The organism is Roseomonas alba (assembly GCF_019430885.1).
In the GTDB taxonomy this organism is placed as follows: Bacteria; Pseudomonadota; Alphaproteobacteria; order Acetobacterales; family Acetobacteraceae; genus Neoroseomonas; species Neoroseomonas alba.
On sequence record NZ_JAHYBZ010000003.1, the window covers coordinates 314,047 to 331,310 of the forward strand.

15 protein-coding genes are annotated in these 17,264 nt (G+C 71.5%); 10 read left to right on the top strand and 5 right to left on the bottom strand.

Features of this window, described 5'->3' with window-relative positions:
- Positions 1–118: 118 nt before the first annotated feature.
- From KPL78_RS10195 to KPL78_RS10210, 4 genes are all read right to left on the bottom strand, one after another.
- Positions 119–1,621: a tripartite tricarboxylate transporter permease gene (locus KPL78_RS10195; protein WP_219762833.1), complete on the bottom strand. Its 1,503-nt coding sequence runs from the start codon at positions 1,619–1,621 to the stop codon at positions 119–121.
- The gene (locus KPL78_RS10200; protein WP_219762834.1) at positions 1,621–2,151 is read right to left on the bottom strand and encodes a tripartite tricarboxylate transporter TctB family protein; all 531 of its coding nucleotides are present in this window, start codon (positions 2,149–2,151) and stop codon (positions 1,621–1,623) included. The genes KPL78_RS10195 and KPL78_RS10200 overlap by 1 nt, the downstream gene beginning before the upstream one ends.
- On the bottom strand, positions 2,148–3,170 hold the full coding sequence (locus KPL78_RS10205) for a tripartite tricarboxylate transporter substrate-binding protein (RefSeq protein ID WP_219762835.1): 1,023 nt from the start codon (positions 3,168–3,170) through the stop codon (positions 2,148–2,150). Before KPL78_RS10205 ends, KPL78_RS10200 begins: the two co-directional genes overlap by 4 nt.
- 112 nt (positions 3,171–3,282) lie before the next feature.
- Positions 3,283–4,092, bottom strand: a complete 810-nt coding sequence (locus tag KPL78_RS10210; RefSeq protein ID WP_219762836.1) for a GNAT family N-acetyltransferase — start codon at positions 4,090–4,092, stop codon at positions 3,283–3,285.
- Positions 4,093–4,183: 91 nt separating this feature from the next.
- Here KPL78_RS10210 and KPL78_RS10215 point away from each other — a divergent pair, with 91 nt between their 5' ends.
- From KPL78_RS10215 to KPL78_RS10230, 4 genes are all read left to right on the top strand, one after another.
- Positions 4,184–5,185 carry a Gfo/Idh/MocA family protein gene (locus KPL78_RS10215; protein ID WP_219762837.1) on the top strand — a complete coding sequence of 334 codons (1,002 nt, stop codon included), beginning with the start codon at positions 4,184–4,186 and terminating at the stop codon, positions 5,183–5,185.
- A complete protein-coding gene (locus tag KPL78_RS10220; protein WP_219762838.1) occupies positions 5,185–6,006 on the top strand; it encodes a sugar phosphate isomerase/epimerase family protein in 822 nt (273 codons plus the stop codon). Before KPL78_RS10215 ends, KPL78_RS10220 begins: the two co-directional genes overlap by 1 nt.
- Entirely contained in the window at positions 6,003–7,436 is a 1,434-nt protein-coding gene (locus KPL78_RS10225; RefSeq protein ID WP_219762839.1) for an enolase-like domain-containing protein, read from the top strand. The genes KPL78_RS10220 and KPL78_RS10225 overlap by 4 nt, the downstream gene beginning before the upstream one ends.
- A 329-nt stretch (positions 7,437–7,765) precedes the next feature.
- Entirely contained in the window at positions 7,766–8,353 is a 588-nt protein-coding gene (locus KPL78_RS10230; RefSeq protein WP_255568836.1) for a GNAT family N-acetyltransferase, read from the top strand.
- Positions 8,354–8,512: 159 nt separating this feature from the next.
- Here KPL78_RS10230 and KPL78_RS10235 read toward each other — a convergent pair whose 3' ends face one another.
- Entirely contained in the window at positions 8,513–10,201 is a 1,689-nt protein-coding gene (locus KPL78_RS10235; RefSeq protein WP_219762841.1) for a uracil-xanthine permease family protein, read from the bottom strand.
- Between the two features lie 117 nt (positions 10,202–10,318).
- Here KPL78_RS10235 and KPL78_RS10240 point away from each other — a divergent pair, with 117 nt between their 5' ends.
- The 6 genes from KPL78_RS10240 to KPL78_RS10265 are packed head-to-tail and all read left to right on the top strand — an operon-like array spanning position 10,319 to position 17,264.
- A complete protein-coding gene (locus KPL78_RS10240; protein ID WP_219762842.1) occupies positions 10,319–11,125 on the top strand; it encodes a formyltransferase family protein in 807 nt (268 codons plus the stop codon).
- Complete coding sequence (locus KPL78_RS10245; protein WP_219762843.1) at positions 11,122–11,877, top strand: hypothetical protein; 756 nt, start codon at positions 11,122–11,124, stop codon at positions 11,875–11,877. Before KPL78_RS10240 ends, KPL78_RS10245 begins: the two co-directional genes overlap by 4 nt.
- On the top strand, positions 11,874–13,907 hold the full coding sequence (locus tag KPL78_RS10250) for an MFS transporter (RefSeq protein WP_219762844.1): 2,034 nt from the start codon (positions 11,874–11,876) through the stop codon (positions 13,905–13,907). Before KPL78_RS10245 ends, KPL78_RS10250 begins: the two co-directional genes overlap by 4 nt.
- Positions 13,904–14,890 carry an ABC transporter substrate binding protein gene (locus KPL78_RS10255; protein ID WP_219762845.1) on the top strand — a complete coding sequence of 329 codons (987 nt, stop codon included), beginning with the start codon at positions 13,904–13,906 and terminating at the stop codon, positions 14,888–14,890. Before KPL78_RS10250 ends, KPL78_RS10255 begins: the two co-directional genes overlap by 4 nt.
- Complete coding sequence (locus tag KPL78_RS10260) at positions 14,890–16,974, top strand: SpoIIE family protein phosphatase (protein ID WP_219762846.1); 2,085 nt, start codon at positions 14,890–14,892, stop codon at positions 16,972–16,974. Before KPL78_RS10255 ends, KPL78_RS10260 begins: the two co-directional genes overlap by 1 nt.
- Positions 16,926–17,264: an STAS domain-containing protein gene (locus tag KPL78_RS10265; protein ID WP_219762847.1), complete on the top strand. Its 339-nt coding sequence runs from the start codon at positions 16,926–16,928 to the stop codon at positions 17,262–17,264. The genes KPL78_RS10260 and KPL78_RS10265 overlap by 49 nt, the downstream gene beginning before the upstream one ends.

Below are 17,264 nucleotides of genomic sequence, written 5' to 3' on the forward strand. Positions count from 1 at the left end.
GTTTCGGCACCATTCCGACCGTGGCGCACGGCGCCAATTGACGGTTTCCAAAGGCCTCGGGCCTTTGGTGGGGTGAGGTCCGGAGAGGGGCAAGACCCCTCTCCGGTCCGCCCTTTGGTCAGCCAGGGCTGGGCTTGCGTCGCCGCAACAGGTTGGCGAGGCCGGGGATCGACCACAGCGCCGCGAGCAGCGTCAGCCCACAAAGCCCCATGCTGATCGGCCGAGTGAAGAAGGGGGTGACGTCGCCGCCCGACAGCACCAGCCCGCGCAGCAGGTTCTTGTCCAGCAGGTCACCCAGCACGATGCCGAGCACCAGCGGTGCCATCGGGAAGCGCAGTTCCCGCAGGATGAAGCCGACCAGACCCGCGCCGAGCATTACCCAGATGTCGAACAGGCGGGATGTGATGGCGAAGGCGCCGACCGTGCACAGCACGAAGACGATGGGCATCAGGCGCTCGCGCGGGATCAGCAGGATCCACAGCAGCGGCCGCACCAGGACCAGGCCGTAGACCATCTTCACCATGTCGGCGACCACCAGCATGGCAACGATCTGGTAGATGAACTCGGGCGCGGTGATCGCGAGCATCGGTCCTGGATTGAGGCCGTGGATCATCATCGCGGCCATCAGCACCGCGGCGGGCGCGGAACCCGGCACGGCGAGCGTCAGCACCGGGATGATGGCGCCGGGGACGCAGGCGCTCTCGCCCGTCTCCGCCGCCATCAGGCCCTCGATACTGCCCTTGCCGAACTTCTCGCGTTCCTTCGAGGCGCGCTTGGCCGCGGCGTAGGAGGTCCAGGCGGCGATGTCCTCGCCGAGCCCGGGCATGGCGCCGATGAAGGTGCCCAGCGCACCGGACCGCAGGATCGTCTTCCAATGCTTCGTGACGTCGGCGATGCGCGGAATGACGGAATCGATCTTCGACGCGACCGCCTTCACCGCCTGACCGCGCATCGAGGACAGCACCTCCGCCACGCCGAACACGCCCACCAGCACCGGCAGCAGCCCCAGCCCGCCGGCGAGGTCCGCATTGCCGAAGGCGAAGCGCGCATAGGCGTGGTTCGTCTCCTGCCCGATCGTCGCGACGAACAGGCCGAGGAAGCCGGCGATGTAGCCCTTCAGCGGATCGCCGCCCGACAGCGACCCGGCGATGACGATGCCGAACATCGCCACCCAGAACATCTCATAGGACCCGAATTGCAGCGCGAATTCGCCGAAGGACGGGGCGAACAGCGCCAGGATCATCGTCCCGAACAGCGTGCCGAGCCACGACCCGGAGGTGGAGATGCCCATCGCCCGTCCGGCGAGTCCCTGCCGCGCCAAAGGAAACCCGTCCAGCGTGGAGGCCGCGGAGGCCGGCGTGCCGGGAATGTTCAGCAGGATCGCGCTGCGCGACCCGCCATAGATCGCGCCGACATAGACGCAGACCAGCACCAGCATGGCAACGTCGTGCCCCATACCGAAGGTCAGCGTGGTCAGGAGCGCCACGCCCATGGTCGCGGTCAGGCCGGGCAGCGCGCCGACGATGATGCCGACCAGCGTCGCCCAGAAGGCATGGAAGACGGCGCCGCCGCTCAGCACATGGGCGAAGCCGCCCACCAGGTTGTTCAGCGCATCGAGCATCAGGGCAGCCGCAGCAGGAAGAGATTCTCGAAGACCAGCATGACGGTGATACCGGTGGCGAGGCCGATCGTCGCGGCCTCGGCGATGCGCCGCAGGCGGCGTTCCGGCGCCTGATCCCATTCGAAGACGGTGGTGAAGGCGAAGACGAACAGCGCCGAGGCCGCCCAGAACGGCACGCGGCCCACCAGCACGCCGGAATAGAGCACGCCGAGCAGCGCGGCGATCGCCAGCCGCCGCCCGTCTCCCGTGCCCGCCGTTGCCACGCCCTGCACCGCCCAGCCCCCACGCCCCACGGCACGCAGACCGAGCCCCAGCGACAGCAGCGCAATCATCACGCCATAGAAGCCCGGCACGATGCCGGGCGCGGTGAGGCCGGTCCCCGATTGCTCGACGAAGCGCGGCATGGCGATCGCCTGCTGCACGATCGCCACGCCGAGCGTGAAGAGCACCGCGGCGGTGATGAGATCGGCGCGCGGCGAGGCCGGCGCCTTCTCCCCGTCGAAGGGGGATTCGGCCTCGACTTCGCTCAAAGCCGCGCGATCCCGACCGTCTCGGGCGACACGCGCGCCTTGCCGCCGTCGAAGTAGAGCCAGGCGGTCTGGCGGACCATCTTCCACGCCTCGTCATAGGCCTGCTGCCCATAGAGCGGTGCGAACAGCGCCGCGCGGGAACTGGCGTAGTCCTTCAGGCGCTGCGAATTGGCGATGGTGGTGCGCCAGATCTCGGTCATGGTGGAAACCACGTTGTCCGGCACGCCCTTGGGGCACCAGATGCCGAAATAGTTCAGCGGCGCCGGCATGTTGGGCACCCAGCGGCGCACGGACGGGATCTCGATCGCCGGGCTGCTGCCCTGCGCGGCGAGCGTCACCGGATTGTCCGACTGCACGGCGAGCGGGATCAGGCGCCGCGCCCGGATCATCTCGGCCGCCTCCACCAGCAGCACGGCGCCAAGCTGTGTCTCGCCCGACACGGTCGCGATCATCGCCGGATTGCCGCCGTCATAGGTCGCGTGGCGGTATTGCAGGCCGGGGGTGGCGGCGCGCAGCGCCTCCATCATGTTGTGCCCGGCCGAGGACACGCCGGCGGTCGCGACGCCGATACCCTGGCCGCGGGTCTTCAGCGCTTCGAACGCCGCGCCGAAGTCGCGGAAGCCGGCCTGCGGGTTGGCGACCAGCACGTTCACATTGGCGACCGCGAAGAACAGGTTCCAATCCGACAGCATCGTGTCGAGCAGGCCGAGCACCTTGTAGCAGCCGACATCGACGGCGGCACCGGCGGCCCAAGTCAGGCCATCCTTCGGGGCTTCCAGCGCATTGCGCGTGCCGATCGACCCCGAGGCGCCGGGCTGGTTCACCACCACCACGCGCTGGCCGAGCGGGCCTTCGACCTCGGCCGCGACGATGCGCGCCATCTGGTCGGTCGATCCGCCCGCGGCCCAGGGCACGATGACGGTGACCGGTCGGTCGGGACGCCAGGCGCCCTGCGCGCGCAGCGTGACGGGGGCCGCGATCCCGGCGGCGGTGGCGGCAAGAAGGTGCCTGCGAAGCATGTCTTCGACCCTTTCCTCATTGACGCGCCGCTTTCGTCGCGGCGTCATGGGGTGGTAACCCAATGGTTACCGCCGATGGTGCTGCGAGGCTCGCGCTGCCGTCAAGCCTGGGTCAGCCGAATTCCGGTCCGGCGACGGCGGCGATGAGGGCGGCGTCGCCCGGCGTATCGGCGCCGAGCGCCATACGGGTGAAGGGCCGCAGCGATGTCGCACCCTGCGCGGTGAGCCACGCGGCGAGGCCTGGCCGGTGATCCGGCAGGTCGAGCACCACCGGGCCGGGCAGGGCGGCGCGCGCCGAGGCGATCAGCGCCTGCGCCGTGGCGTCGTCATGCGCGACGACGGGGCCGATTTGCGCCCCGCGTGCGCCGTCGCGGGCCAGGGCAAAGCCGCTACCGTCGCGTGCGACGAATCCAGCCTTCGGCAGGCGGGCGGCAAAATCCCGCAGCAGGGTATCGCGTGGCGCGCCGAAGGCGGCGGCGTCCAGTGCCAGCACGGTGGGCCAGTCTTCCGCCGTCAGCGGACGCACGCCGTCGGCCACGGGCAGCGCGTCCGGCAGCGACCAGCGCGCGAAGCCCCAAAGGTCGCGGAAGCCGAGACGGCGATAGACCTCCCGCCCGGCGGGCGTTGCATCCAGAGCGGCGCAGCGCGTGCCGGCAAGGGCTCCGACCGCCCAGCGCATCAGCGCCGTCGCGTGGCCCTGCCGCCGGCAGTCCGGCCGCACCAGCACCATGGAGATCCAGGCGACATCGCAGCCGTAGCGGATGACCGCCGCCGTCGCGGCCAGCGCGTCCTGCCCGTCATCCAGGGCGCGGGCCTCGCCGTTCCGCAGGAACAGCGCCCAGTCGCGCGCCACCTGGTTCCATCCGATGAGGAAGGATAGCGCGGCGGCGCGGGGCAGGTCGGCCTTGGTGACTGGTCGCATGCGCGCAATGCGACGACGCGGCGTCGCGCCCGTCAAGCGCTTGACGGGCGGACGCGATCGAAGCCCACTCGCGCGCATGGGACGACCGGGAATGCTGCTGATCGGCTGCGGAGCCTTCGGGCGCGTGCACCTTGCCGCGCTGCGGCGGCTCGGCCTGCCCGTCACGGTGTTCGACACCGATCCCGCCCTGGCGGCGGCGACAGGCGAAACTGTTGCGCCAAGCCTGGAAGCGGGCCTCGCGGCCTGCGAGGCGGCGATCGTGGTGACGCCGGTGCCGACGCATCGCGCGGTCGCGGAAACGGTGCTGCGGGCCGGGTGCGACCTGTTCCTGGAAAAGCCGGCGACGGAGACGGTCGCGGATGCCGAAGCCCTCGCGTGCCTCGCCGCCGAGCATGGCCGCATGGCGCAGGTGGGCCTGTATTTCCGCTTCCATCCGAAAGCCGCGGCGCTGCGGCGTATGGTGGCAGGAGGCGAATTCGGGCGCCTGCATTACCTCGCGGCGCGCTTTTCCGGGCTGAAGCGCGCGCGCGGCGATTCCGGCGCCCTACTCAACGACGCTGTCCATTTCGCTGACCTGCTGCCCTGGATCGCCGGCGAGGCGCCCATCCGCGTCTTCGCCACGACCGCCGATCCGCTCGGTCGAGGTCGCGAGGACCTGGCCGTGATCCAGATGATGTTCCCGTCCGGCTGCACCGCGCTGATCGAGGCCGGCTGCGTGCTGCCCGGCCGCTGGCCCGATGCGGTCGTGCCGGGGGCGGAGACGCGCAAGGAAATCGTTGTCGCGGGCCGCGATGCGCTGGCCGAGATCGACTTCGCCGCCGAGACCTTCGCCTTGCGCCGTGGTATGCACGCGCCGGCCGCCCATGGCGCTTGGCTGCCGCAGCATGGCGCGCGCGAGGAACCGTCGATCCCCGCTGCCGACCCCGTCGACGTCGTCGCCGCCGAACTCGCCGCTTTCGTCGAGGCCGTGCAAACACGCCGCGCGCCGGAGGCCGATCTGCGGTCGGGCGCCGTCGCCCCCGCGCGCATTCTGGACGCCGCGCGGATATCCGCCGCAGAAGCGCGCGTCGTCGCGCTGGAGGAGATCGCCTGATGCGCATCAGCCTGTGCAACGAGGTCGTGCGCGACCTGGATTTCGCCGCGCAATGCGCGCTGGCGGCATCGCTCGGCTATGACGGGCTCGAAGTCGCACCCTTCACCCTGGATGCCGAGGCGCCGCACCTGCTGCCGGCGTCGCGTCGCGCGGAACTGCGCCGCGCCGCGGCGGAGACGGGGACTGCGATCACCTCCCTGCATTGGCTGCTGGTCGCGCCCGCCGGCCTGTCCATCACCAGCGCCGATGCGGCGCTGCGCGCGAAGACGCTGGACGTGATGGAGCGGCTGGTCGGGCTGGCCGCCGATCTCGGCGCGACGCTTCTGGTGCACGGGTCGCCCGGCCAGCGCCGCGTGGAAGCCGATGGCGACGCGCAGCGCGCGGAGGAGGCCATGGCGAAGGCGGGGGAGTTCGCCGCGCAGCATGGCGTGACCTATTGCGTGGAACCGCTCGATCCCGGCCAGACCAACTGGTGCACGGGCGTCGGGCAGGGCGTGGCCATCGTCGAGCGCATCGGCAATCCCGCGCTGAAGACCATGCTCGACACCTGCTCGGCCGGGAATGGCGAGAGCGAGAGCGTCGTCGCGCTGCTTGAGCGCTTCGTCCCCACCGGCGCCATCGCCCATGTGCATTTCAACGACCGCAACAAGCGTGGGCCGGGGCAAGGGAACGACCGCTTCGGGCCGATACTCGCCGCGCTGAAACGCAACGGATACCAGGGCTTCGCGGCGGTGGAGCCCTTCGACTATGTGCCGGATGGGCCGACCAGCGCGGCGCGGGCGATCGGCTATCTTCGCGCGTTGGAGGAGATCCTCGCATGACCGCTCCCCGCTTCCGGTTGCTTGAGACGCAACGATTCGAATGGCCCTTCCAGCTGCGCATGCCCTTCCGCTTCGGCGTCATCACTGTGACGCACGGGCGCCAGGCGGTGATCCGCGTGCGCATCGCGCTCGAGGACGGTTCCGAACATTGGGGCATCGCCGCGGAGACACTCGCCGCCAAATGGTTCGACAAGGACCCGCGCTGGTCGGATGCGCAGAACGAGGACCAGCTCCGTCGCGCGCTGGAGATCGCCTGCGATGCGACGATGGCGGCCGGCGTGAACACCGCCTTTGGCCATTTCGCCGATGCTTATGCCCCGCATGTCGCGGCCTGCGGGGCTGAATCGCTCAACCCGCTCGTCGCCGCCTATGGCCGCGCACTGCTCGATCGCGCCATGCTCGATGCGCTGCTGAAGGCGAAGGGGCAGTCCTTCGCCGAGGGCCTGCGCGCCAATATCGGTGGCATGGCGCCGCATGGCGTGATTCCGGACCTCGCCGGCACTGATTTCGATGCGATGCTCCGCTCACTGACGCCGTCTCGGCGGATGCATGCGCGGCATACGGTCGGCCTGGTCGATCCCATCACGGCCGCCGACCAGACCGAACGCGTGAATGACGGCCTGCCCGAGACGGTGGAGGAGGTCGTCGCCACCTATCGCCATACCTGGTGGAAGCTGAAGGTCGGCGGCAATGTCGCGGCCGATGTGGACCGGCTGTGCCGCATCGCCTCGGTGCTCGACCGGCTGCACGGCTATCACGTCTCGCTCGATGGCAATGAGCAGTATGAGGATGCCGAGGGCGTCCTCGCGCTGTGGCGTGCCATGCTGGCGGAACCGCGTCTTGCGCGCCTGAACGCGTCGATCGCCTTCATCGAGCAGCCGGTGAAGCGCGCCAAGGCGCTGGAAGGTGCGATGGGCGCCCTCGCCGCCGAACGCCCGGTGATCGTGGATGAGAGCGACGGGCCGCTCGACGCTTTCGTGCAGGCCAAGGCGCTCGGCTATGCCGGCATCTCGTCCAAGGCCTGCAAGGGCGTGTGGCGATCGCTGGTCAACCTCGCCCGCTGCCGCGCCTGGAACGACGTCCGGCCCGAAGCACGCTATTTCATGAGTGCCGAGGATCTGACCACCCTCGCCGGTGTCTGCGTACAGCAGGACCTGGCGCTCGTCAGCGCCATGGGCCTCGTTCACGTCGAGCGCAACGGCCATCACTTCGTCGATGGCTTCTCCGGCCGGCCCAAGGCGGAGGCAGTGCGCTTCATGGAGTCCCACCCCGATCTCTACGCCGACACGCCGCATGGGCCGCGGCTCGCAATCCGGGAAGGGATGCTCGATCTCGGCTCGGTGATCGACGCGGTCGGGCTCGGCGCGACGGTGGAGCCGGATGTCGCCGCGATGGAGACCATGCCTGCCGCAGTGTGGCCGCCGCGGTGAGGACGATTGAGGCGACCCCGCCCCGCCGGTCGCGCCACTGACGTCCTTCCTGGCCGCACGCCCTGGTCGAATCCGCCGCCCTGCTGGGCGAGGCGACCGCGAAGGCCGTGCGGCAACGGGTCGATGCTGCCGGATTCCAGATCCCGCGTCGCAGCACACGCAATCTTGACCCCTGGCTGCCTGGCCCCGCGGAAGCCCGGCGGCACGAGAATGGGCGCGGCGGACCTATGCGGGCCGTGACAGGTGCCACGTGGCGTCATCGTATTGGTCCAGCCCAGCCGCATCTGAACATGCTGGTGCATTAACCCAGGGCGGGGCATTCTCAAATCATGGTTTCTGTTCCTCCTGCACTTCCGCCTGTGAATACTGACCGGCTCCGCCTTCGTTACGCCGAGCCGCGCGACGCTGACGCGCTCGCCGCAATGATGAACGAGGGAATCAGCCGGCGCCTGGCCTCCTGGCCGGTGCCCTACACGCCGATCATGGCGGCGGACCGCATCTCCGGGGTGCGCATGGCCGCGGCGGAGCAGCGGGCGCTGCCGCTGGTCATCGAACGCCGTTCGGACGGTGCCGTGATGGGCTGGATCAGCATCTCCCGCGCGCCGGGGGAGCCCGAGACGGCGCTGGTCACCTACTGGCTCGGCGAAGCTTTCCAGGGACATGGCTACATGCGCGAGGCCGCGCCGGTGGCAGCGCGGGAAGCCTTCGCCCGGATGGACGTGGCGCGCCTGCGCGCGGCGGTGCAGCCGGACAATAGGCCTTCGCTGGCGGTGGCTCGGCTGCTTGGCATGGCCCCGATGGGCGAGGGCCGCATCTGGTGCCCCGCGCGCGGGCGCGAGGAAACCTGCCTGTGGTTCGAATTGCCGCGTGAGCGGGCGCCCCAGGCGCAAGCCGCGGCCGCCGCCACAGCGTCGTAGCACCGCAAGGCGGGCAGGCCCGCCGCCGGAATTGCATGCGTCAGCATGCGATACGGATGATGCGAGACCACGCTGCGCCCCGCCCAGCGTGCTGCGGGACCGTTTCCGGCCGTGGCCAAGGCAGGGACCTCCTGGCCACGCCCCTCCCCCCGCATCCTGTCACCGATCGTCGATCGTCGCCGCCAGCCCGTGCCGACCATCCGGCAACCGCGTCACCTCCAGGCGATCCGCGTGATGCCGCATCAGCATCATGGCAAGGCCTGAGACGAATCCCGCCGCCTCGATATCCGCATCGAGGTCCACCGCCGCGCCGGCGGCCATGGCCTCGCCCTCCCAGGCCAGGTCAATGTCGAGCCGGAGCTCGTCGAAGCGCACGCGCACCAGTGCCGTGCTGCCGGGCGCCATCACCATCGGCGCAGCATCGGCGAATTCCTCGAGCAGGTGCGCGGCCTTGCCGACCACCTCGGCGCGTGCGCCGCAGATGCGGCCCTTCTCGGTGACGAATTCGACCAGCGGCTTCGCACCGCTGTCCGGGTCCCAGCGCCATTCGGCGATCTGCGTCGCGCCGATCCGGAAGATCGCATGCAGCGTCAGCGCCGCGGCCATGCCGAGCACCAGCCCCGACCCGATCGTCATCCGCACATAGTCCGGCAGCGCGGCGTAGAGGCCCGGGATTTCGCTGTAGGACAGCGCGATCAGCAGGGCGACGCCGATCGTCAGCGTGCGCCGGGCATCGAGCAGCCGCTGAGTGATGATCGTCATGCCCGACATCAGGATGTAGGAGGCGGCGTAGAGCAGCACTGCCCCCAGCACGCCCCGCGGCACCGCCATCACCAGCGAAGCCGCGCCCGGCATCAGCCCCAGCAGGATCCAGCCGATCCCGGTGGCGATGCCGACGCGCCGCGCCGTGATGCCGGTCGCCGCGGCCAGCCCGACGCTGGCGGAGTAGCTGTTCGTGCCGATCACGCCGATCGCCCCGGCGATCAGGTTGCCCAGGCCATCGGCCATCATCCCGCGGCGCACGCCGCCGAAGTCGGTGCGCTTCCAGGCCGGATCGTTGGCGCGCTGGCTCGCCACCACATCACCCATCACGCGCACCGCGGCCGCCAGGGCGCCGATCAGGAAGCCCGGCAGGTAAATCAGTGACAGGCTCGGCGCGGCGAGCGGCCAGGACAATGTGGCGACATGCATGGCCGGCCCCGGACCGTCGGCCGCCAACCCGGTGGCGAGCAGCGCCAGATGCGCCGCGCAGCCCGCGCCCAGGCCGATGAGCACGGCAATGGAGCGCAGCCGCGCGCTGCCCCACACCGCCACGCCCACGGTGACCAGCAGCGCCACGATCCCGGCCGGCAGGTTACGCGTGCCGCCGGTCCCGACCTCATCCACACCCAGCACCAGGCGTAATGACAGCAGCCCCAGCACGATGCCGAGCACCATGACCACCAGGCCGATGATCTCGGCCGGCAGGAAGCCACGGATGCGTTCGATGACGCGCGACAGCAGCATGCCGGTCACGCCGGCGACCATGGTCAGCCCCGCCACGGCGCCGAGCCCGCCCTCCCGCGCCGCGCCCAGCGCCGGCGGCAGGAAGATGGCGGTGAAGACCGAAGGCAGCAGGAAGCCCGACCCGATGCCCCAGCGCCCCAGCCCCTGCAGGATGGTCGCGATGCCGAGCGCGATCATCGCCAGGCTGAGATAGCGCGCCGTGGTCGGCGCATCCGCCCCCGCCGCCTCGGCCACCAGCAGCGGGAAGACCAGGGTCACGGCGCCGAGGCCGATATGCTGCAGCGCCGCAGGCAGCATCACGCGCAGCGGCGGGCGCGAGTCCAGGCCGTAGAGGATCGACATGCGGGCTTGTGCTCTCAGCGGACGAATCGCCCCGAGCCTTACGCCGGAATCGTTCAACAAGACGTAAGGGTCGGAGCCTTAGGGTCACGGGCAGCAACGGTTCGGGAACGGCTCGCGATGCGTGTGGCCCTGTGCGTGAAGCGCGACCTTTTCGGCGTCATCGCGGCGCGTCGCTTCCTCGCGGCGCTGGGCGGCGCGACGGAGGTCGACGTCTTCTGCAGCACCCGCATCCGGGCCACGGAAGGCGAGGTGGACGGGCTGCGCCTGATGGGCGCGCTGGAACGCGACATCCCGCTCGGCACGCTGCACCCGGCGACCGCGGAGGAATGGGCCGGCGCGCCGCCCGCCCTGCGCCCGGATGCCTGGCAGCCGCTGCCCGACCTGGCGCGGGAGGGCGGGGCGCGGACGCTGCTCGCGCGGCGACCCGACATGGTGGTGTCGATGCGCTTCAGCCTGATCTTCCCGCAGCGCTTGATCGACGCCGTGCCGCTCGGCATCATCAACGTGCATCCCGGCCCGCTGCCGACCTATCGCGGGCTTTTCGCGCCGTTCTGGCAGGTGATGCGCGGCGAGCCGCGCCTGGCGTCGAGCCTGCACGGCATCGATGCGGGCATCGACACCGGCCCGCTGATCGCCGAGCACGCCATCCCGCGCGACGAATCCCGCAGCCTGCTGTGGCACATCGCCGAACTCTATCGCGGCGGCGCGACGCTGGCCGCCGAGGCGGTGCGTATGGCCGCCGCCGGCAGCCCGCCCCGCGGCCGCCCGCAGCCGGAAGGCGGGCAGTATTTCCGCATGCCGGATGCGGCGGCCTTCGACGCCTTCGCGCGCGGACCGATCCGGATGGTCTCGACCGCCGACTATCTGGACCTGCTGGGCGAGGCGCTGCTGCCGCCCGCCACGGCCCTGCGCGTGGCCGCATGACGGGGCCGTCCTTCGCGACACGCATCGCGCTGCTGGTCTCGGCGCTGACCGTGCTCGCCTGCCTGCTGGTCACGGCGCTGAACTACCTGAAGTTCGAAAGGCTGCTGCTGACGCAGCACCAGCGCATCTTCGCCACCATCGGCGCGGATCTGGTCGACACCTTCGAACGCAGCATGGGCATCGGCGTGCGCCTGGCGGAGGTACCGGGCGGGCAGGCGCTGCTGGACCGCGCCTTCGGGCGCGATCCCGATCTGCGCCGCATCGCCGTCGCCGACGCCGGGGGCCGCATCCTGTTCGACACCGAGCGCGTGCGCATCGGCGATGCCGCGGACCCCGCCCTGCTGCCGGACGGCCTGAACCGCCGCGCCGCGCGCGCCGGCGGGATGGACTGGATCGGCCTGCCGGTGGTCAACGGCTTCGGCCAGCCGGAAGGCAGCCTGCTGCTCGGCTATGGGCGCGCGGGCATTGCCGACCGGCTGATCGCCATCGCGCTCGACATGGCGATGCCGGGACTGGCGGCGCTGGTGATCGGGCTGCCGCTCGCCTGGGTCGCGGTGTTCCTGGCGGCAAGGCCGACCCGGCGGCTCTTCGCGCAGCTTGCCGCCCTGCTCGCCGACGGCGCGCTGCCGGCGCAGGACGACCCGATGCTGCACGCGTTGCACGGCGCCATCCACGGCCATGGCGCCATGCTGGACGAGGCGGGTGCGCGACTGGAGGCCATCGCCTCTCGCGCACCGGAGCGCCCGGCATGAGCCTGCCCGAGGACGGCACCGCGCGTATCCTCGCTCGGCTGGTGCGGAACCTCTCGCTGATTGCCATTGCCGTGCTGCTCGGCACCGTCGTCGCGGTCTCCTTCGCCGCGCTCGGCGCCTTCGAGCGGGAGGTGCGACCGGCGTTGGAGCGCGAGGCGACCGTGATCGGCACCGTCGTCGCGAACCCCTTCGAGCGGGCTCTTGGTCTTGGCATTCCCTTCGACGCGCTGGTGGGTGCGGAGGAGTATCTGGACGGCGTGGCGACGAGCCAGCCGGCCGTCGCCTATCTGGTGCTGACGGATCTCGACGGCCGCATCCTGGCGGCTTCGGGTCCTGCCGCCGCGACCTTCCGGACTCAGCGGGAGGTATCCGGCGTCACCGAAGCCACGCTGCCCGTTGCGGCCCCCGGCGGCCGCCCGCAGGGCTGGCTGCTGGTCGGCGTCAGCCGCGCCGCCGTCGATGGCATCGTCGAGGATACGCGCTGGGACCTCCTCATCGTGCTGCTGGTCGGCGTGATGGTGGCCATGGAATTGCTGCGCTACGCGCTCGACCGCAGCGTGATCGGCCCGCTGTCGATGATCGATCGGATGGCCAGGCGCCTCGCTGCCGGCGATTGCAGCGTGCTGGCCGATCCTGGCGCGGCGGATGAGGCGGGACGCGTCGCCCTGGCGCTGAATGCGCTGCTGCGGCGCCTCGCGGATCGCTGCGCGCAGCTCGAATGGCTGGCGACCGAAGCCGCCGCCGTGGGCGCTCGTGCGGCGCGCGAGGCAGCCGCCTTGATCGCCGGCCTGCGGGAAAGGCTGCGCCTGCGGGAGGGCGGCGCCGTCGCCGAGCCCGCGCAGCCCAGTGCCAGCGCGGCGCGCCTGCCGCTCTTCCTCTTCGTCGTCGCGGAGCAGCTTTCGACCTCCTTCATCCCGCTGTTCGGGCGCGACCTCGCCCGGCACGGCCCGGCATTTGCCTCGCCCGACCTGCTGGCCGCGCTGCCCATCGCGACCTTCGTCGCGGCGGTCGCGCTGGCCACACCCTGGGGCGGCACCGTGACGGCGCGGCGTGGCCCGCGCGCCGCGGTACTGATCGGCGGCGCGGTCGCGGGGCTTGGCTATCTCGGCGCGGCGCTGGCGCAGGATCTGCCGCAATTCGCGCTGGCGCGCGTGTTCTGCGGCATCGGCTATGCGGTGCTGACCATCGCCTGCCAGACGCAGATGGCCGTCGCCGCGCAGCAGGGACGGCTGGCGCGCACGCTGGGCGGTTTCACCGGCACGGTGATGACGGGTGCTGTCTGCGGCACGGCCATCGGCGCGGTGATCGCGGACCGGCTGGGCTATGCGGCTACCTTCCTGGCCTCGGTCGCGCTGGTCGTCGTGGTGATGGGGCTGGCGCTGCGGGCCATCCCGCGCGGCATGACCGACCCGAAGGCGGCGGGCCAGGGTGTGGTCGCGGGGGCACGGGCGGCCTTCGGCAATGCGCGCTTCACCGCGCTACTGCTGCTCGCCGCCATCCCGGCAAAGGTCGTGCTGGCGGGCTTCATCTTCTACCTGGCACCGATCGCCCTGCGCGATGCGGGGCTGAGCCAGGCGGCGGTGGGCCGCAACGTCATGCTCTATGGGCTCTGCATGCTGCCGGCCATCGCGCTGGGCGGGTGGCTCACCGATCGCGCGCGCATCGGCGACGGGCTGATCTGGGGAGCGGCGGTGCTGAACGGCGCGGCGATGCTCGCCATTCCGCTGCTGCGGGAAGACGTGTCGTTGCCCATCGCCATTGGGCTGACCGGGGTGGCGCAGGGCCTCGCCTCGGCGCCGATGCTGGCGGAGGTGGCGGCAGGCGCGGGGGGATCGACGGCGCTGCTGCTGTCCTTCCTGCGCCTGGGCGAGCGCGTCGGTTCTGTCGTCGGACCCTTCGCCGCGGCCTGGCTGCTGGCGCGTAGCGACGTCGGCTCCGCCGTGGCCGTACTGGGTGCGGCGACGGCGCTCGCCGGACTTGGCTATGCGCTGGCCGCTCGCGGCCGGCGGCGGCAGGAAGCCGCGGCATGATGCATCGTCGTCCGCTGCTGGCGGCCGTCGCCCTCGCCGCGCCAGGCGTTGCCCGCGCGCAGAACCGGCCCCGCCGCATCCTGATGCTGCTGTTCCGCGGCTGGGAGGAAGCCTGCGACGGCTTCCGCGACTACTTCGCCGTGCGCCACCGCCCGGTGGACCTGATCGTCCGTAACGCGCAGGAGGATCTGAAGCGCGTGCCCGACATGGTGCGCGAGGCGCAGGCCATGCAGCCGGACCTCGTCTATCTGTGGGGCACGACGCTGGCCATGGCGGCCTTGGGGCCGTGGGACGCGCATGATCCGGCGCGGCACCTCACCGGCATGCCGGTAGTGTTCAACATCGTTACCGACCCCGTGCGCAACCGCGTCGTGCGGACCCGCACGGAACCCGGCCGGCCGGTGACGGGGACGGAGTACATCGCCCCGGTCGCGGTGCAGCTCGGTGCCATGGCGTCCTACCGCCCCTTCCGTCGCGCTGCCGCACTGTACAACCCGCGCGAGGGCAATTCCGTCGTGACGCTCGAGGAGATGAATGAGCTTCTCGCCACGCGTGGGGCGATGCTGGACCGCCTGCCGGTGCCCCTCGCCGAGGGACGCCCGCAGGCCGAGGCCATTCCGGGCCTCGTCGCGAGGGCGCGGGAGGGTGGAGCGGAGTGGCTCTACATCCCACCCGACACCTTCCTCAATGAACACCGTGCCGCGCTGACTGCCGCCGCCCTGCGCGAAGGGCTGCCGAGCTTCTCGGCCTCCGAGCGCTTCGTGGCCTTCGCCGATGCGCTGGCCGGCCTCGTCAGCCGCTACTACAGCGTCGGCGCCTTCACGGCCTTCAAGGCGGAGCAGATCCTGTTCGGCGGCGTCGCCCCCGGCGCGATTCCGGTCGAGACCCTGTCGCGCTTCTCCTACCTCGTGCGCATGGACACGGCGCGGCGGTTGCGCGCCTATCCGCCCGTGTCGCTGCTGCGCATCGCCGAGGCGGTGTGATGCTGCTGCGCACCCGCATCATCGCGCTGGTCGCGGCCATGGTCCCGGTCGTCGCCGCTTCCGTCGCCATCCCGGCCTGGCTGCTGCTGCACGAGAGCGAGGCGCGGATCGACGAGCTCACCCTCGCGCGACAGGACGTGGTGGTCGCGCAGGAGATCCAGCGCGCCGCGCGGCCGCTCGACGAGGCGGTGCGCCGCATGGCGGCCGACACCTCCCTGGCCGAGGCGCTGGCGCGACAGGACATGGCGGCGGCGCAGGTGCGTCTGAGCCATCCGGGTGATGCGCGCGTCGAGGTCATCGCCCGAGGCGGCCGCATCCTGCTCGCCGAACCGCCGGTGCCGACCGCCGAGGCCATGATCGACCCCGGCCCGGTGCTGCGCGAATACGCCGCCGGCGAGGGCGGCAACGGCATCGTCGCCGAACCCGGCGGTGCGCTGCGCCTGGTCGCTTACGCGCGCGGCCAGGGACCCTTCGTGGTCGCCGCCGCGGCGCCCTTCGCGCCGGTGCTCGCGGCAATCGGCGCGGCACTGGGCGGCCAGGCGGTGGTGGCGGATCTCGCCGGCCGGCCGCTGCTGGCGGAGGATGCGGCCGTCTGGCAGCGCATCGGGCAGGCCGGCGCTCGCGCCTCCGAAGTGCCCGTCGCCTTCAGCGAGCAGGGCCGGCAGATGCAGATCGTGCCGACGCTGCTGAGCGGCGGCAGCGGCGTGCCGATGGCGCGCCTCTTCGTCCTGCGCGACGTGTCCCATGCCGCGCGGCGGCATGATCTGGTCCTGCTGATCGCGGGGCTGGTGCTGGTCGGCGTGATCCTGACGGCGGGTATCCTGCTGTATCGGATGTTGCGCGGCGCGCTGGAGCCGCTCGACGATCTGGCATCGGTGCTGCGTGCCATCGCGGAGGGCGACCGCCTGGCCAGCGCGCCGGTCGATGGCCGGCGCGACGAGATCGGGCAGATCGCGCGCGCGCTCGACGTGCTGCGCAGCAGCGGCCTGGCGCTCGACCGGCTGGAGACGCGCGACCGCCTGGCCCGGCGACGCCATCTGGCGCTGCTGGGCGCGGAGCTGGCGCGCCTCGCCGAAGCCTTCGAGCCCGCCGAGCGCGACGCGGTAGGCGCGGTGTTGCGCCGCCTCGAACAGGGGGAGGGCGCGGGGCTCGCCGATGCCTTCCAGAGCATGGTCGAGAGCGTGCTCGATCGCCACACGCGGTTGACCGACCTGCTCACCGAACGGACGCGCGACCTCGCCTTGGTGCGCGAGGCGCTGGAACAGCGTGTGCTGCTCGACCGCGTGGTGCAGGAGCTGGAGGTGGCGCGGCGGCTGCAGCTCGAAAGCCTGCCCTCGGTGTTCCCGGCCTCGCCCGCCTACGACATGCACGCGGCGATGTGGCCGGCCAAGGAGGTCGGCGGCGATTTCTACGATGTGGTGACGCTGGGCGATGGCTCTGTCGCGCTGATGGTGGGCGATGCCTCGGGCAAGGGCGTCGCCGCGGCGATCTTCGTCGCCATGACGCGCAGCCTGCTGCGCGCGGCGGTCTCGCGCGGGGCATCGCCGGCCGAGGCGCTGGAACAGGCCAATGCGCTGCTCGTCGCCGACAATCCGACGATGATGTTCGCCACCGCCTTCGTCGCGGTGCTCGATCCGGCGACAGGGCTGCTGCGCTACGCCAATGCCGGGCACAACCCGCCCCGCGTGGTGGCGGCGTTGGGCGGGCAGCGCGCGTTGGGCGGGGCGGACGGCATCGCGCTCGGCGTGGTCGAGGAGTTCGTCTTCGAGGACCGGCAGACCGTCCTCGCGCCGGGGGAGACACTGGTGCTCTTCACCGACGGCGTCACCGAGGCCGATCGCGCGGACGGCGCGCTGTTCGGTGACGACCGCCTGTCCGATGCGCTGGCCGCCGGCGCCGGGGCGGAACCGACCGCCCTGGTCGGGCACATCGCGGCGGCGGTGACCCGCTTCGCGGAAGGCTGCCCGCAGGCCGACGACATCACGCTGCTCTGCCTCGCCTATGCCGGCGCGGCGTCACCCGAAGGAGACGCATCATGGACATCACCACCCAGGACAGCGACGGCGTCGTGCTGCATCGGCTGAAGGGGCGGCTCGACAACAACGCGACCGGCGCGGCGGAAGGGGCGATTCTCGGTAGCTTCGCCGCGCGGGCGCAGCGCGTGATCCTGGACATGCGCGACGTGGCCTACGTCTCCTCGGCCGGGCTGCGCGTGGTGCTGATGGCGGCGAAGAAGGCGAAGGTGTCCGACGGAAGGCTCGCCCTGTTCGGCCTGCCGGCGGCGGTGCAGGAGGTGTTCGACATCTCAGGCTTCTCGAAGGTGCTGGCCATCGGGGCGGAGGAGGATGACGCGCGTCGCCTCGTCGGCGCCTGA

Excerpts from the sequence above, each read along its gene's own strand:
- KPL78_RS10195 (WP_219762833.1), bottom strand. The coding sequence starts at position 1,621 with ATGCTCGATGCGCTGAACAACCTGGTGGGCGGCTTCGCCCATGTGCTG.
- KPL78_RS10205 (WP_219762835.1), bottom strand. The coding sequence starts at position 3,170 with ATGCTTCGCAGGCACCTTCTTGCCGCCACCGCCGCCGGGATCGCGGCC.
- KPL78_RS10210 (WP_219762836.1), bottom strand. The coding sequence starts at position 4,092 with ATGCGACCAGTCACCAAGGCCGACCTGCCCCGCGCCGCCGCGCTATCC.
- KPL78_RS10215 (WP_219762837.1), top strand. The coding sequence starts at position 4,184 with ATGCTGCTGATCGGCTGCGGAGCCTTCGGGCGCGTGCACCTTGCCGCG.
- KPL78_RS10220 (WP_219762838.1), top strand. The coding sequence starts at position 5,185 with ATGCGCATCAGCCTGTGCAACGAGGTCGTGCGCGACCTGGATTTCGCC.
- KPL78_RS10225 (WP_219762839.1), top strand. The coding sequence starts at position 6,003 with ATGACCGCTCCCCGCTTCCGGTTGCTTGAGACGCAACGATTCGAATGG.
- KPL78_RS10230 (WP_255568836.1), top strand. The coding sequence starts at position 7,766 with ATGGTTTCTGTTCCTCCTGCACTTCCGCCTGTGAATACTGACCGGCTC.
- KPL78_RS10235 (WP_219762841.1), bottom strand. The coding sequence starts at position 10,201 with ATGTCGATCCTCTACGGCCTGGACTCGCGCCCGCCGCTGCGCGTGATG.
- KPL78_RS10240 (WP_219762842.1), top strand. The coding sequence starts at position 10,319 with ATGCGTGTGGCCCTGTGCGTGAAGCGCGACCTTTTCGGCGTCATCGCG.
- KPL78_RS10245 (WP_219762843.1), top strand. The coding sequence starts at position 11,122 with ATGACGGGGCCGTCCTTCGCGACACGCATCGCGCTGCTGGTCTCGGCG.
- KPL78_RS10250 (WP_219762844.1), top strand. The coding sequence starts at position 11,874 with ATGAGCCTGCCCGAGGACGGCACCGCGCGTATCCTCGCTCGGCTGGTG.
- KPL78_RS10255 (WP_219762845.1), top strand. The coding sequence starts at position 13,904 with ATGATGCATCGTCGTCCGCTGCTGGCGGCCGTCGCCCTCGCCGCGCCA.
- KPL78_RS10260 (WP_219762846.1), top strand. The coding sequence starts at position 14,890 with ATGCTGCTGCGCACCCGCATCATCGCGCTGGTCGCGGCCATGGTCCCG.
- KPL78_RS10265 (WP_219762847.1), top strand. The coding sequence starts at position 16,926 with ATGGACATCACCACCCAGGACAGCGACGGCGTCGTGCTGCATCGGCTG.